Source organism: uncultured Salinisphaera sp. (genome assembly GCF_964012375.1).
GTDB lineage: Bacteria > Pseudomonadota > Gammaproteobacteria > Nevskiales > Salinisphaeraceae > Salinisphaera.
The window spans coordinates 1-14,862 of the sequence record NZ_CAXGSH010000021.1 but is presented as its reverse complement, the minus strand read 5'-3'; the positions used below and the strand labels follow the sequence as shown (position 1 = coordinate 14,862).

The following is a 14,862-nucleotide window of genomic DNA, read 5'->3' as shown; positions in this document are numbered from 1 at the left end:
GACGGCACGGGCGTCATATTCCCGTCATTCGCCGCCCCGATACTGGCCGCGCCATATGAATCGGGTGTTGTCATGCGGATCGCCTATGCGGTGATGGGTTACGGTCGTGGCCACGCCATGCGCACGGCCGCGGTACTGCCTGCGCTGGAACGCAATCATGAGGTGCGCGTGTTTGCCGGGCGTGACGCCCACGAAATGCTGTGTACCGATCACGACAGCGTCGAAATTCCGGTCATCGGCTATCAGTACGGACCCAAGGGCCGTATCTGCGCACGGCGCACGCTACGCCACAACGCGCCGAAAGTGGCCGACCTGTTGGTAGCGGGGCCGCGCACGCGTGCGGTCTGGCGCGAAATGGCGCAATTCGCGCCCGATATCGTGATCTCGGATTCCGAAACCTATAGTCACCGCTTTGCCCGCCACCACGGCATTGCGCGCATCGGCTTCGATCATGTCGGCATCATGGCTTTCTGCCACTGCGATTTCGCCCCCGGCGATGCGCTGGCCGGGCGCCGCGATGGACTAGGCTATCGTGCCTTCATGGGCGATCCGGACCGCGTGATCGTGTCCAGCTTCTATCCGGCCACGCCACGCCACGAGCGAATCCGCACGGTCGGCGCCATTCTGCGCGAGCCGGTGCGTCAGGCAAGCCCCAGCCGCGGCGAGAGCGTGCTGGTTTATCTCAACAAGGGCGCACACCAGTACAACGCGGCCATGGAAGCCGCGCTACGCGCCTGCGGCGCGCCGGTCATCGTCTACGGCACGCCCGAACGCGGGCAGCGCGCCAACCTGCACTTCAAGGCACCTTCGCAAAACGGCTTCATCGCCGATCTGGCCGCCGCCGGCGCGGTGGTGAGCACGGCCGGCAATCAATTGCTTTCCGAGGCGATCCATCTGGGCAAACCGGTACTCGCCCTGCCCGAGGACGCGGTGGAACAACGCCTCAACGCCGAGGCGGTTCGACGCATGGGTGTCGGTACGAACGCATCCCTGCACCAACTCACGCCCGGCGTGCTGCGCACCTTTCTCGAACGCGCAGACGATTACGCCCAGGCCACCCATGCGCACCGGCGCGACGGACTCAGCGAGGCCATCGACCTGCTCAACGGCGATATCGCGGCGTTGGGCCGCGGGGCACGCAACAGCCCGGGCCCGCTGGCGTGGCTGACGGGCGCGTACTGAACACGCTGACGCCAGCCCCGCGTTGACGCCGAGCCTGCCTAACGGCGGCGCGCGGTGAGCGTGGTATCGCTTTGCGACAGGCGCGAGCTGCAAGGCCGAATCGCACGGCATGAATAATGACGCGGGGGCCCGCGTGCCGACGGGTTGCGTCCGAACAATCCACCCTGCCGCGTTACTGGTCGTTCATTGGGCACAGCAAACATCTCGCCTCGCGTCTTGCCGGGTGAATTTACGCAAGGCAACGCGGCGATGGGCGCCAGTGTTAACAGGCCCTAACGCGCTGCCGAATCCCGAACGACGTTGGTGGCCTGGTGCTGGAGAATCCGGCGATTGTGCGCGGCGCGCCGTGAGTCGGCGTCGCGCCAGGTCGGCACCGCTTCCAAGCGCGCAATATAGTCCCCCGGCAGACCGTGCTCGCGCGCACCGTGGGTGACGAAATCCCGGTACCAGTCGAAGGGCACGAGCCGATCGTCCAGATATTCGGGGCGGCCACGATAGGTGGCCGCGAGCACGCTGCCTTGTGGCGTGCCGACTTCCAGCTCGACAAACGCATAGGGCGGGCCTTCAGCGGCATGGAGTCGCTCCAGCCGATCCGCGTCCAGCTCATACAGGGCACCGTGGACGATATCGCTATCGTTTCCGGTAAACAGGATATTGCACTTGCCGGATTCATCGCTGCCGTTGAGATGAAAATGCAGCTGATGGCCGGTCAGCCAGGCCCGTCCGGCCGGGCGCACACTGGGCACGCGCTCGGCCAGGCGGGCTATCAGCATGTTCGAGCCGTAGGCAAAATAAAACATCGAAAAGCCGGACGGTGGACGCAGCCGCCTAGGTTACATGCCGACACCGCCAGCCGCGAAGCGCTCCCGCCCGTCTCGAGAGCCAAAAAAAAGACCGCCCGGAGGCGGTCAGTTACGAGGTACTTGTCACAATGGCGGCTCAGGCAGATTCGCCAAGCAGTTTGCGAATCTGGCGGATCGCGCGACCGTGCAGCTGGCATACCCGCGATTCCGACACGCCCAGATGTTCGGCGATCTGGCGCAGGTTGTAGCCGCTTTCGTAATAAAGGTGCATGAGCAGCTGCTCACGCTCCGGCAGGCGGGCGGACGCCCGCTGCACCGCGTCGCACATATCCTGATATTCGACCGTGGCATCCGGCGCAAACTCGATACCGGCCGACACTTCCAATGACGGCTGCTCGACCATGACGGCATCGAGGCTGCCCACATGCGCGAGGGCGACATCGTCGCACAGGCGTCGATATTCGTTCAGGGGCATGCCCATCGCGGCCGCGACTTCATTACTGGGCGCAGCACGACCGCAACGGCGCTCGATATCCAGGCGTGCCTGCTTTACCGCGCGCGCGGCGCGATGCAGCGAACGCGGCGCCCAGTCGCCGCGGCGAATTTCATCGAGCATCGCACCGCGAATACGAATGCCGGCAAACGTGGAAAAACTGGCCTGTTCACCCGGCTGGTAACGCTCCCAGGCCTCGAGCAGACCGATCGTGCCGGCCTGGATCAGGTCTTCGATCTGAACACAGTCGGGCAAACGCTGATGCAACCGCCAGGCGATACGCTTGACCAGCTCCAGGTTCTCATCGACGACCAGGCCGGCCTGTTGAACCGGATTTAGAGTTTGTAATGCCGCGTGCATGCTGTCATCCCCTCGTGTCGGCGCACCGCCATGGGCGATACGAAGTGCCAGTAGCACGTCGCAGAAAGCCCCGACCAGCGCGTGCGAATCGATCTAACGGGTCAGATAGTGCAATCGTCGTGCCCGGTTTCAGTCCTTATTATTTTCAACAACTTACGATGATGTATGACATATATTGGCAGAAACAGCCTGGCGCTGGTGGCACAAACGCCAAAAGAATGACGCTAAGCGTCACTTTATGCCGAGAAAAGTCCGGGCATTCCAGGCCATCGCCGTTGCGGCGGCCGCGCATTGGATACCGCCGCGGTTTTGCGTCGGGCTGGCCCGATCGAGCCCCGAGCCGACAGCACGCCGGTCGCGAATCGATCGTAGCGTCCAGTGATTGCCCAACCCGCGCCTAGCGACACCGTGATCGGCTGGTCGAATCGACGCGGGTCGGGGCTGCGCCATCGCGATCTTCGGACCGGCCATCAGGCTCGCGCTGGCTCACCATGGCAGCGCAAGGGGCGACTGCTGCTCGCCCGTATCGGGCACCAACGCCATCCGGTCGCGCGATGCATGGCCCGCCACATCGGCGCACGCATTATTCATTCGGCGCCAAGACAGCGGATGTATTCATCGGCATTCGACCCTATCGCGAGCTAAGCGTCGGGATCTGTGCGCGGCCTCTTCCAATAGCTCCCCTGCAAAATTACCCGTTTTGATAAGAACTCACGGCAGATGCCCTGTTCGGACAGTGCCGCGAGCGACGGCCACGACCCGGACCAACGCGTTATGATCCAAGGATGGGAACGCCGTGGCGCGTATGCTCGTCGCCGTATTTCCTCCCCATTCGAAACCCGCCTGTATACATGACCGCACAATTCGAACCCACTGCCGGGCCGCGCCTGCGGGGCCAGTCGGACCCGGCATGAACGACGCCACGCCACATATCGTGCTTGCGCCCGACAGCTACAAGGGCAGTGCGAGCGCACTCGATATCGCCCATGCGCTCGCCGAAGGGCTGCAGACGGTCTGCCCACACGCACGCCTGACGCTCGCCCCCATGGCCGACGGCGGCGAAGGCACGCTCGACTGTCTGGCGGCCGGCCGGCAGGTGCGCTGGCAAACCACGCCGATCGTCGCCATCCACGGCCAGCGCATCGAGGCCGCCTGGTTTCGTGATCACGCCGATATTGCCGTGATCGAATCGGCTACGGTGCTGGGTCTGCCGCTGATCGAGGCACGCGACGATGCGCCGCGCCTGCAGGCACGCGGCAGCCATGCCCTGGGCGAACTGATTGCAGCGGCGCTGGACAGCGGTGTGCGCGATTTCATTATCGGCCTGGGCGGCAGCGCCTGTAACGATGCCGGCCTGGGCATGCTGTGTGCGCTGGGTGCACGTGCGCTCGACGTGCACGGCGATACGGTGGCGCCCACTATGGACGGGCTGCTCGCCATGGACCGGATCGATCTCACGGCCATGGATACGCGCCTGCAGCACAGTCGAATTCGGGTGCTTTGCGATGTGGACAACCCGCTGCTTGGCCCCACGGGCGCAAGCCGTGTCTACGGCCCTCAGAAGGGCCTGAGCGAAGCGGACATCCAAGCCGTGGAAGCCGCATTCAGCCGTCTGGCGAACAGTGCCGCGCCGGATTCGCTCGCCGGCGAACGCGGCAGCGGCGCGGCCGGAGGGCTTGGCTTCGCGCTGGCATTGACTGGCGGCGAGCTCTGCTCCGGTGCGAACACGCTGCTGGACATGACGGGGCTCAGACAGACGCTCGGCGAGGCTGATCTGGTGATTACCGGCGAAGGCCGTTCGGATACGCAGACGCTTTCGGGCAAGTTGCCGCTGGCGATCGCACAGGCTGCCGGGCACACGCCGACGGTTCTGCTTTCCGGCACGATCACCGATGAGGCCCGTGCCGAGCTGGGCTCATACTTCGCGCGCTGCTATACGCTGGTCGAACGCGCCGGCTCGGTGGCAGCGGCCCTGGCCGACCCGCTGCACTGGGTGCGCCGCACCGCCGCCGACATCGGCACAGGGCTGGCAAGCCTGATCGATACGCCGCAACGCTGAGCGAACCGGTCGGGCGCTATTCCTCGATCAGCAGCGCGCGATAGTTCATGTAAACCAGGCGCACGAGGGTGTATTCGAACGGCGAGCCCGTCTGGTAATAACGAAAACTCACGCTGTCGCGCGTGTTGATGGCATACAACGCCCAGTAGGGCACGCGTGCCCATGGGTGGTCGTCGAGCTGGAGCGGATCCAGCGCGAAAATCAGCCCCTGGTCGCCGGCCAGGCCAATGCTGTCGCGCAGCGTGGACGGCCCGAAAAACGGCAGCACCAGATACGGCCCGGCACCGACGCCGTAATAACCCAGGGTCTGACCGAAGTCCTCGTTGCGCTGCTCGAGACCAATCGCCGAGGCCGGATCGAATAGCCCGGCCAATCCCACCGTGGTATTGAGAGCGAAGCGCGACAACGTGACCACCGAGCTGGTCGGCTTGGCCTGCAGCACGCTATTGGCGAACGTATTGATCTCGCCCAGATTGGAAAAGAAGTTTTGTACACCGGTACGCGCGAATCCGGGCGTTACGGTGCGGTAGGTCTGCACCACCGGCATCAGCACATAGCGATCGGCCAGCGCATTGAAACGATAGACGCGGCGGTTGAACCCTTCCCAGGGATCGTAGATCGCCAGCGGATTGGCTGTGGTCTCGGCGACCGGCACATCGTCGGGCGTGTCCGGGCTCACGGTCTGCGGCACCGGGGTGCTCGCGCAGCCGCCGAGCCAGAGGCACAGCAGAAGAAGAACGGCGCACGGCGGCCGTGCGTAGATGCGTGCGATGCGGTTGTTCATGGCGCGGGCCGTGAGAAGAATTGCTGCAAGGCGGCTATGGTATTCGCCGAACCGAGATTACCCATATGCCCACCCCGCGGCCGAATACGGGCACGCGCGCCGAAGGTATCGCGCAAGAAAGCGATTTCATCGTCATCGAGGATGGGGTCGTCCTCGCTGGTGAACACGCCGATATCGGCATGGCCAGCAAGATAAGCGCGAATACTGCGCAGATCGGACTCGGCAATCAGGTCGGCGCGCGCCAGCTGACGGCCGTCGCGGTTCCAGTACGGCAACAGCAGACGCTCGAAATAGTCCTCGAACGACATTTCGAAGGAGCGTCTGATATAGGGATCGAGCGAATCATAGGGGCCGAGTTCCACATCCTTCGGCACGATCACGTCGGCATGGGTGATCACATCGGCACCAAACGCCATATTGGCCAGCGACAGCCGAAACGCCAGGCCGACGATCGCGGCGATATCGCCCTGCTCGGGCGCCTGGGTACGATAGGCGCGATAGAGGAAATCCTCGTTGAAGCGCAACGGATCACCGGAGGAATACAGCTGCTTGAGCCCGCCCAGCCCGCGGGCAACGAACGCCGGGATGCCGTCAAAGCCGCCGTCGAGGTTGTCCGCCAGCAAGGCGTCCATGCGCTTTACCGAAGCCCAGACATCCACCGCCGGATTGAGCAGCAGCACGTGCGAGAAATTGAACTGCCCGGCAGTTTCGTCATGACGCGCGAGAAAGGCCGCCTGGGTCGCGCCCAGACTCCAGCCGGTCAAGGCATAGCCGGTCACCTGCGTCTTGGGGTCGAGATCGTCTCGCACCGCCTGCATTAGCCGATACAAGTCGCGCACATCGCTGCGCATGCGCCCGGGCACCGGATGCTCCGCCGCGCCCAGCATGAACGTCATGCTCGTGGGCGAGGGCAGGCAGGCCACGCTATAGCCCACCTCGTACAGGGCACTCGACAGCATGATGCACTTGCTCGACAGCGCGCTGGCTCCGGTGCCGGCAATCACGTACGCCAGCGGCGCCGGATCCTTCTGCATCACGCGCAGATACTGCAACGGCCGCGCATAGCGCAACGTAGGCGGCGTTTCACGCTCGACCAGCGGCGCGAGGCTGCGCACCTCGAAATCGAGGTTAGCCGGCAGCTCGGCCTTGTAGTCGGCCGGCGTCCCGACCACCGTCGCGGCTAGACCATCCTCGATGGGATACGCGCCGGTGGCAGGCTGGGCGGCAACGGCGCAGGCGCTTAGCGACCAACCCAGCGCAAGACAGGCACGCAAGAAAATACGCATGGACAGGCCCCGCGCTTCGTAGGCATCGAACACAAAGCGCAGATCATACCGATTTCATAAACGTTTGCGCGCTATCTACACGCCAAAGACAATACGACGATGGCTAAAGTTCTTATCATCGGGGCCGGGGTTGCCGGCGCAAGTGCCGCGCTGGCGCTCGACAGCGCCGGCTGGGACGTGGTCGTGGTCGACAAGGCCCGACGGCCCGGCGGCCGTTGCGCCACGCGCCGGCTCGCGCCCGATCGCCACAGCCCGTGGTTCGATTACGGTGCCCAGTACTTCACTGCGCGCGATGCGGCGTTTCGCGCGCGCGTCGAACGCGACCGGGCTGCCGGGGTGCTCGCCCACTGGTCGCCGGCGGTATGCACGGCCGAACACGGCGTCGGCGGCTGGCGGCTCGAACGCTCCCCCGACGAGCGCGAGCGCCTGATCGGCCCGGAGGGGCTTAATCACTGGGTACGCTATGTATTCGAGCAGGCCGATATCGATGTTCGCTGCGGCCAGCCGGTACGTCGTCTGAGCCGTACGAGCCAGGGCTGGCGGGCCGATCTGGGCGAACATGGCCAATTCAACGCCGATGCCGTCGTGCTGACCGTGCCCGCGGTACAGGCAAGACGCCTGCTCGGCGAACACGCGGGCGCCCTGCCCGCGCTGGCCGAGGCCGAGCGTATGCTGCTGCCCTGTCATTCGCTGGTGTTGGCCGCGCCGGCGCTGCCGGCGTGCGAGGCGATTTTCGTCAAAAATGGTCCTCTGTCCTGGTGCGCCGATAACAGCCACAAGGCCGGCCAGACCCAGACGGGCGCCCGTCTTTGGACGCTGCATGCCGGCCCCGAATTCAGCGCCGCCCATCTGGAAGACACGCCGGAATCGATCGCCACCACGCTCACACGTGAATTCGCGGCCATCACCGGCACGACCACCCGCCACATGCGGCTGGTACGCACCCATCGCTGGCGCTATGCACGGCCCGGCCCGGCGGCCGAACCGCTGGCCGATCGCTGCCAGGCCGCGCTCGACGAGCGCATCGTACTGGCCGGCGACTGGCTGGCCGGCGGGCGCGTCGAGGGCGCCTGGCTCTCGGGCGCCGCGGCCGCTGCGAGGCTGGCGTGAATGCCACCAATCGTCCGATACGACAAGCGCACCGCCTGCCGGTAACCCGTGCGACACGCCCGATACGCACCTGCCTTAGAACTTCCCTTAATAAAACGGGACATGCTAAGTTGCGCCCAATAAAATCGCGCCCCGCAAACGCCTCGCGCGCATTGTACGAATAGCGCACCATCTCGCCGTACAATGGCTTTAAGACTCAAGCAAACCGCTATAGACGACCTTCGCACCGGCATGTACGTCGATGCGCTCGACCGCCCCTGGGTGGAAACGCCGTATCTGCTGCAAGGCATTGCCATTGAGACACAGGCGGATATCGACGAGCTGCGCAACTACTGTAAGTACGTGTATGTCGACCAGGCTCCAGCCGACGACAGCAACAGCGCCACTCGCCGTCTCAGCCAGGCCACGGAGGTCATCCCGCCGCCTGGCGAACGCACGCCGCGCTCGTTTCGCCAGGAGCTGCCCGCAGCCCGCAAGATTCACGACAATGCGCGTCACCTAATCCGGTCGATCCACGGCGAAATCAGCGAAAACCGTCGGCCGGACATGGCCACCGTGTCGGAAGTCGTGGGCCAGATGATGGATAGCGTCGCCCGCCACCCGGACGCGCTGCTGTGGTTCAGCAACCTCAAGAGCCGGGACGAGTACACCGCCATCCATAGCCTTAACGTATGCATGCAGGCGGTGTCGCTGGCGACATTCGTCGGCAACGACGAACGGGCGATCAAGGAAATGGGCATCGGCGCCCTGCTTCACGACGTGGGCAAGATCAAGATCCCGCTCGCCATTCTGAACAAGCCGGGCAAGCTGACGCCGAGCGAATATGAGCAAATCAAGAGACATCCGCAGTACGGCGTCGAGATGCTGCGGGACGCATCCGGCCTGACCGCCGCCAGCCTCGAGATTGTGCGCGATCACCATGAGCGCCTCAACGGCCGCGGCTATCCGGCCGGGCTGCGCGGCTCCGAAATTTCCTACTACACGCAACTCGTGTCGATCGCCGACGTGTACGACGCCATGACGACCGATCGCGTCTATCAGAAGGGCCTTTCGCCGGCCAAGGCGCTCGAACTGATGCTGGGCTTCAACGAGGAGCTCAACCCAGAGCTTTTGCGTCAGTTCGTGGATTACCACGGCGACTATCCTGTCGGTGCGCTGGTGGAACTCAACACCGGCGAAGTCGGATTCGTCACACCCAGCCCCGAGCGCCGGGAAAAGCCCACGGTGCTGCTCGTACTCGACTACAAGAAACGCCGCTACTATCCGCAGCGGGTGCGTGATCTGATGCGTTTCCCCAAGTTCTTCGTCAATCGCATGCTCGCTGCCGGCAGCTACGGCATCGACGTCGAGGACTACGCCGAAAACTGGGACATCTAGCCGTACAGACGCTGGATGTTACGGCCCTCCCCGTGCTTTAACGGATGGCGTTCGCGGTAACGCATATCTAGGGTGTCGGCTCGCATTTGCAACGGGAGATGGCGTGTCCCGAACCCGCCTCCTTTCTGTCGGCGGCGCCCTCGCCACCGCTATCGCATTCGGGCCCGCGCGCATGGGCTTTGGCCTGTTCCTGCCGGTTTTTCGCGATGAGTTCGCGCTATCGACATCGACCGCCGGACTGATCGCAAGCAGCGCGTTCGGCGGATTCTTCCTCGCTGTGCTGCTTACGGTATGGCTGGTGGTGACCCAAGGGCCGCGGCTTGCGGTGGCCGTGGGCTGTTTTACCGCGCTGCTCGGCACGACGCTGATCGCCATCGCCCAGAACACCGCCATGCTGGCGCTCGGCACGGTACTCGCGGCCACCAGCGCCGGTTTTTGCTGGTCACCCTTCAACGATGCGGCCGAGCGCGGCATACCGCTGGGCGAGCGCGAACGCGCGCTTTCGATCATCAGTACCGGCACGGCGGGTGGTATCGTCGGGGCCGGCGTAATGGCTTTTGCGGTCGCCGGGCTCGAACACGGCTGGCGTACGGTCTGGCTTTTGTTTTCGCTGGCCGCGCTGATCACTGCGGCGGTCAACCTGTATGCCCTGGCACGGTTACCACGCCGCGGCGGCCAGCCCGTGGATCGAAGCGCGCTTGGCTCGTTGACGGCGCGCCCGGCCTGGCCGTTGCTGGCCATCGCGCTGTCGTTCGGCCTGACCAACGGTTTCTATCTATCCTTCGCAGTGGATCACGTATCCCAGGCCGGCGGCCTGCCCGGCCTTGCCACGGCGCTCGCGGGGCCGGTGCTCTATATCGCCCTGGGCGCAGGCGGGCTGATCGGCTTTCTCACCGCCGACGTCAAGGCCCGCATCGGCCTGACCGCGCTCGTGCGGGGTATTTTCGCCTGCTCGCTGGTATCGCTGCTATTGCTCGGCTGGCTGCCGACGCACTGGAGCGCGCTGCTGATCTCGGCTGCCCTGCAAGGCGCCTGCATCATGGTCTTGAGCGCGATCTTTTCTTTCTGGAGCAGTTACTTGCATCCCACGCTGCCGACCGTTGGCTTCACCGCCACGCTCGCGGTGTTCGCACTAGGCAACATCGTCGGCCCCGCCCTGGGCGGCTTTGCCGCGCAGCCGCTAGGCCTTGCGACCACCTTCGTCGCCAACGCCGGGCTTTCGCTGGCCACGATCCTGCTGTTTCCAGGCAAGCCGAGGCGCGAAGCGCTCGGCGACACCATGGACTAGGCCTGCAACAGCGTCTTGGTGACCCGTGCCCGGGCGACAACGCGCTCGTCCACGCGGGCGCTGACATCGATGAAGGCAATACGCCGCCCGATACGGATCGGCTCCGATTCGAACAGCACGACCTCACCGGCGGCCACCGCGCGCATGACCGATACATGGATATCGTGGGTCACCGCTTCGGTATTGGTATCCAGATCGCTGACAAGCCCGGCATAGGCACATACATCGCACAGAAGATAAAGAACGCCGCCATGCAAGACCCCGGCCGGGTTGAGCGTATTCTCATCCACGCGGATGGAAAACCGGCCCGCCCCGCGGTCCGACTCGATGGCTTCGATCCCCAGATGCCTGTGCAGCGGATGGTCGATGACCTGTTGCAGACGCGGATTCATGGCGATTCGTTCTTCCTGCGAAGTGGTGGCCCTGTCGGCGCGCTGCCGGCGTGACGCAGCCGCCGCAGATGAACCGTCTTACAGCAGCTTACCCGGGTTCATGATGCCGTTGGGGTCGAGCGCGGCCTTGATCGCGCGCATCACGTTCAGGCCCGCACCGTGCTCGGCTTCCAGATAGCGGCGCTTGCCCAGCCCCACGCCGTGCTCGCCCGTACAGGTACCGTCGGCAGCCTGGGCCCGGGTAATCAGACGTTCGTTGAGCGTATCGAGCGCGGCCAGCTCGTCTGGGTTATCGCGATCGACGACCACCACGAGATGAAAATTGCCGTCACCGACGTGGCCGAACAGCGGCGCGGTGAGCCCGAGCTCGATCACGTCCGCCTGCGCGGCTTCGATGGAGCCGGCCAGACGCGAAATCGGCACGCAGATATCGGTGGCATGAAACTCCAGGCCCGGGCGCAACTGCTTGGCCGCGTAGGCTGCGCTGTGGCGTGCAGCCCATAGCGCGCTGCGCTCTTCTTCCAGCGTGGCCCAGCGAAAGCCGGTGCCGCCGAACTCGCGGCAAAGTGCGTCCATGCCCTCGGCCTGCTCGGCCACGGCCGCCGCAGTGCCATGAAACTCCAAGAACAGCGTCGGTTTCTCGGGGTGGTCGAGCCCCCTATGGCGATTGACCGCGTGTATCGAAAGACTGTCGAGCAACTCGATACGGGCCATGGGAATGCCGTACTGAATGGAGGCGATCACGGCATCGACCGCGCCGGCGACATCCTCGAAACAGACCGTGGCCGCACTCACCGCCTCCGGCAGGCCGTGCAGGCGTACCGTGAGCTCGGTGATGATGCCAAGCGTGCCTTCCGCACCGATCAGCAAATGGGTGAGATCGTAGCCGGCCGCGGACTTGCGCGCCCGGGCGCCGGTACGCACGACTTCGCCATCGGGCATGACCACGGTCATCGACAGCACGTTCTCGCGAATGGTGCCGTAGCGCACGGTGTTGGTGCCGCTGGCACGCGTCGAGGCCATGCCGCCGAGCGTGGCGTCCGCCCCGGGATCGACCGAGAAGAACAACCCCGTATCGCGCAGATAGGCATTGAGCTGGCTGCGCGTGATGCCGGCTTCGACCGTGGCATCCATATCCTCGGGGCGTACCGCGCGAATCGCGTTCATCTGCGACAGGTCGATACAGATGCCGCCCTGCTCGGCAATGATCTGGCCTTCGATCGACGTCCCCACACCGTAGGCGATGACCGGCACACGGTGCGTGTTGCAGGCCTTGACGATCGCCGCAACCTCGGCCGTGCTCTGCACGAAGCATACGGCGTCCGGCATGGCCGGATGATGCCAGGACTCGTCGTGGCCGTGCTGTTCGCGAATCGCGGTTTTGGTACTCACGCGATCGCCGAGCAATGCACGCAGATGATCGATTACCGCTTCAAGCGCGTCGGCTGGCGCGCGTCGCGTGGCCTGGGTTGCCATGACGGCACCTCGTTCAACGAAAAGGGCTTGCCCTTGCACAGCGCGCCAAGCGCGCGTTGCGCAGCAAACAGTGCAGTATACAGCTTACCCCGCCATCAACGACACGCGCCGCCCGGCAACGGCCGCGCACCACGCCCAACGCTTTGTTCAATCGGCCCGGTTCAGCCGTATTGCGCCGGGTTCGGCACCGCCGGGAAGCGTGCCGGATAGGCGGCCATATAGGCGTTGGCCGCGCGCAGCACGCGCACGTCGTCGAACTTGCCGCCCGCCAGCTGAAAGCCCACCGGCAGACCGCAGTCGGTAAACCCGCAGGGTACCGACGCCGCCGGCTGCTGGCTGAGGTTGAACGGATAGGAGAACGGCGCCCATTCTTCCCAGTCGCGCATACGGCTGCCCGGCGGCACTTCGTGGTTCACCTCGAACGGCTGCAGCGGCACCGTGGGCGTCATCAGCAGATGATAATCCTGGTTGAATTTTTCCAGTGCCAGGGTGAGCTCGGCGCGCTCGGAAAAGGCATCGAACAGTTCCAGCGCGCTCCAGTTCTGGGCATGCTTGGCGTTGGATACCAGCCCAGGGTCCAGCAGCTCACGACCTTTTTCGTCGCAGCTGTCCCAGACCTGCAGCGACGCGGTAAACCAAAGCTTGCGAAAAATATCGATCGGCGATTCGAAGGCCGGGTTCACTTCGACGACTTCCGCGCCGAGTTCTTCAAGCTTCAAAGCCGCTTCCTTGACCCGCGCGGCGATCTGATCGTCGACATCCGCATAGCCCAGATCCGGCGAATAGGCGATCCGCAGTCCGCGCAGATCGCACTCGAGATCCACGCCCCAGTCTTCGGGCTGACCGCGCGTGGCGTAGGGGTCGCGATAGTCGTAGCGGCCGATCACGTTGAGCATGCGCGCGGCATCGCGCGGATGCCGCGTGAGCGGGCCGATATGCGACAGGGTGGGCATCTTGGCCGGCGGCCACTGCGGGGTCCAGCCAAAGGTCGGCTTGAAGCCGAATACGCCCGTGAACGCCGCCGGGATACGAATCGAACCGCCGGAGTCGCCGCCCTGATGCAGCACGCCCATGTTCAGCGCCGCCGCCGCGGCCGCACCGCCGGACGAGCCGCCCGGCGTGAGTCGTGTATCCCAGGGGTTGCAGGTGGCACCGAATACACGGTTGTCGGTTACCGCCTTCCAGCCGAATTCGGGGGTATTGGTCTTGCCCAGCAGTACGGCGCCGGCCTCGCGCAGCATGCGCGCCGGCGGCGCGTCGGTATCGCACTTGCCGGTACCGGTGGTCAGCGAACCATCGCGGGCCGGCATACCCTTGACCTCGGTGAGATCCTTGAGCGAGGTCGGCACGCCGTCGATCGGCGACAGCGGCTTGCCCTGTCCCCAGCGCCGTGCCGACGCGCGGGCGGCGTCCTCGGCGCCTTCGCGATCGATATAGACGTAGGCGTTGACGTCGTCATTGAAGCGATCGATACGATCGAGCGCTGCCCGCGTGGCCTCGAGCGGCGAGGCATCACCGGATTCGAATAAATCGATCAGCTTGCCGGCATCCATCGTGCCCAGATCGTCGTCTCTCGCGCTCATGCTGTTCCTGCGGTGCCTTGGAAAAAGGGGCGCGGAGCGTACCGACGATCGGCAGCCGCGAACATGGGTACAACTACCCACCGAAAAGCACGCGCCTGCAACATCCGCGTAATGGTGGGTAACGTATCGACCCCATGCAACCAGATCAAACCCCGGCGGCAGCCGACACCGACGCCCAGACCGAAAACGCGGCCGGTACCCGGGCCGACGAAACGTCTTCCGAAAACGGGGCGGAAACAACCACGCCGGAACCGGTTACGTCAGGCCGGCAGGCCCGCCCGTGGTTGCTGGCCCTGCTGCTGGCAGCATTGATCGCCCTGCTGGCCTATCGACCGGATTGGCGCGCAGACGCGGCCACCTGGGCGCGCACCACGGCCATGCAAACCTTCAATATCTCGCCGCGCGATGTGTATGCCGCACGGCTGCGTATTGCCGGACTCGCGGACAGCGCCCTGGGCGAGCGCTGGCGTAGTGCGGCAGCGCGCGCGGGCGAGGATCCGGGCCGCTTCTCCACCCGCTATGCCACGCGCGGCAGGTTCGAACCCGACACCATCGAAGCCCATGTATTTCAGACCGCGCTCGAACGCGGCGAACGTTTCCAGGTGCGGCTGCTGCGCGATGCCCCGGCCTGTACGGACTGTCGCAGCGCGCTTTACGCGGATATCGAGC

12 protein-coding genes and 1 pseudogene are annotated in these 14,862 nt (G+C 64.9%); 6 read left to right on the top strand and 7 right to left on the bottom strand.

Annotated features, from left to right (window positions below):
• Nucleotides 1-72 precede the first annotated feature (72 nt).
• On the top strand, nucleotides 73-1,182 hold the full coding sequence (locus tag ABNU97_RS05605; protein WP_348765767.1) for a glycosyltransferase family protein: 1,110 nt from the start codon (nucleotides 73-75) through the stop codon (nucleotides 1,180-1,182).
• A gap of 272 nt (nucleotides 1,183-1,454) precedes the next feature.
• Here the strand turns inward: ABNU97_RS05605 and ABNU97_RS05600 are convergent, their stop codons facing one another.
• A complete protein-coding gene (locus tag ABNU97_RS05600) occupies nucleotides 1,455-1,982 on the bottom strand; it encodes a gamma-glutamylcyclotransferase family protein (protein WP_348765766.1) in 528 nt (175 codons plus the stop codon).
• Nucleotides 1,983-2,121: 139 nt separating this feature from the next.
• Entirely contained in the window at nucleotides 2,122-2,838 is a 717-nt protein-coding gene (gene fliA / locus ABNU97_RS05595; protein ID WP_348765765.1) for an RNA polymerase sigma factor FliA, read from the bottom strand.
• Nucleotides 2,839-3,748: 910 nt separating this feature from the next.
• Between fliA and ABNU97_RS05590 the strand changes: the two genes are divergently transcribed.
• Nucleotides 3,749-4,897: a glycerate kinase gene (locus tag ABNU97_RS05590; protein WP_348765764.1), complete on the top strand. Its 1,149-nt coding sequence runs from the start codon at nucleotides 3,749-3,751 to the stop codon at nucleotides 4,895-4,897.
• 16 nt (nucleotides 4,898-4,913) lie between these two features.
• Here ABNU97_RS05590 and ABNU97_RS05585 read toward each other — a convergent pair whose 3' ends face one another.
• On the bottom strand, nucleotides 4,914-5,681 hold the full coding sequence (locus ABNU97_RS05585) for a VacJ family lipoprotein (protein ID WP_348765763.1): 768 nt from the start codon (nucleotides 5,679-5,681) through the stop codon (nucleotides 4,914-4,916).
• A complete protein-coding gene (locus tag ABNU97_RS05580) occupies nucleotides 5,678-6,967 on the bottom strand; it encodes an alpha/beta hydrolase (RefSeq protein ID WP_348765762.1) in 1,290 nt (429 codons plus the stop codon). The genes ABNU97_RS05585 and ABNU97_RS05580 overlap by 4 nt, the downstream gene beginning before the upstream one ends.
• 99 nt (nucleotides 6,968-7,066) lie before the next feature.
• On the opposite strand from ABNU97_RS05580, the gene ABNU97_RS05575 reads away from it, so the two are divergent.
• The 3 genes from ABNU97_RS05575 (at nucleotide 7,067) to ABNU97_RS05565 (ending at nucleotide 10,742) form a co-directional block, all read left to right on the top strand.
• Nucleotides 7,067-8,077 (top strand): FAD-dependent oxidoreductase, encoded by a 1,011-nt coding sequence (locus ABNU97_RS05575; RefSeq protein WP_348765761.1) that lies wholly within the window; start codon nucleotides 7,067-7,069, stop codon nucleotides 8,075-8,077.
• 183 nt (nucleotides 8,078-8,260) lie between these two features.
• Nucleotides 8,261-9,454 (top strand): HD-GYP domain-containing protein, encoded by a 1,194-nt coding sequence (locus tag ABNU97_RS05570; RefSeq protein WP_348765760.1) that lies wholly within the window; start codon nucleotides 8,261-8,263, stop codon nucleotides 9,452-9,454.
• A 103-nt stretch (nucleotides 9,455-9,557) separates the two neighbouring features.
• Nucleotides 9,558-10,742: an MFS transporter gene (locus ABNU97_RS05565; protein WP_348765759.1), complete on the top strand. Its 1,185-nt coding sequence runs from the start codon at nucleotides 9,558-9,560 to the stop codon at nucleotides 10,740-10,742.
• Here the strand turns inward: ABNU97_RS05565 and ABNU97_RS05560 are convergent.
• The 3 genes from ABNU97_RS05560 to ABNU97_RS05550 all read right to left on the bottom strand — a co-directional run bounded on the left by ABNU97_RS05560 (nucleotide 10,739) and on the right by ABNU97_RS05550 (nucleotide 14,193).
• A complete protein-coding gene (locus ABNU97_RS05560; RefSeq protein ID WP_348765758.1) occupies nucleotides 10,739-11,134 on the bottom strand; it encodes a PaaI family thioesterase in 396 nt (131 codons plus the stop codon). The two genes, ABNU97_RS05565 and ABNU97_RS05560, sit on opposite strands and share 4 nt — an antisense overlap.
• A gap of 78 nt (nucleotides 11,135-11,212) precedes the next feature.
• The gene (locus ABNU97_RS05555; protein WP_348765757.1) at nucleotides 11,213-12,610 is read right to left on the bottom strand and encodes an FAD-linked oxidase C-terminal domain-containing protein; all 1,398 of its coding nucleotides are present in this window, start codon (nucleotides 12,608-12,610) and stop codon (nucleotides 11,213-11,215) included.
• Nucleotides 12,611-12,771: 161 nt separating this feature from the next.
• Nucleotides 12,772-14,193: an amidase gene (locus tag ABNU97_RS05550; protein WP_348765756.1), complete on the bottom strand. Its 1,422-nt coding sequence runs from the start codon at nucleotides 14,191-14,193 to the stop codon at nucleotides 12,772-12,774.
• A 134-nt stretch (nucleotides 14,194-14,327) separates the two neighbouring features.
• Between ABNU97_RS05550 and ABNU97_RS05545 the strand changes: the two are divergent.
• Nucleotides 14,328-14,862, top strand: a pseudogene (locus ABNU97_RS05545) (M23 family peptidase); the annotation flags it as partial.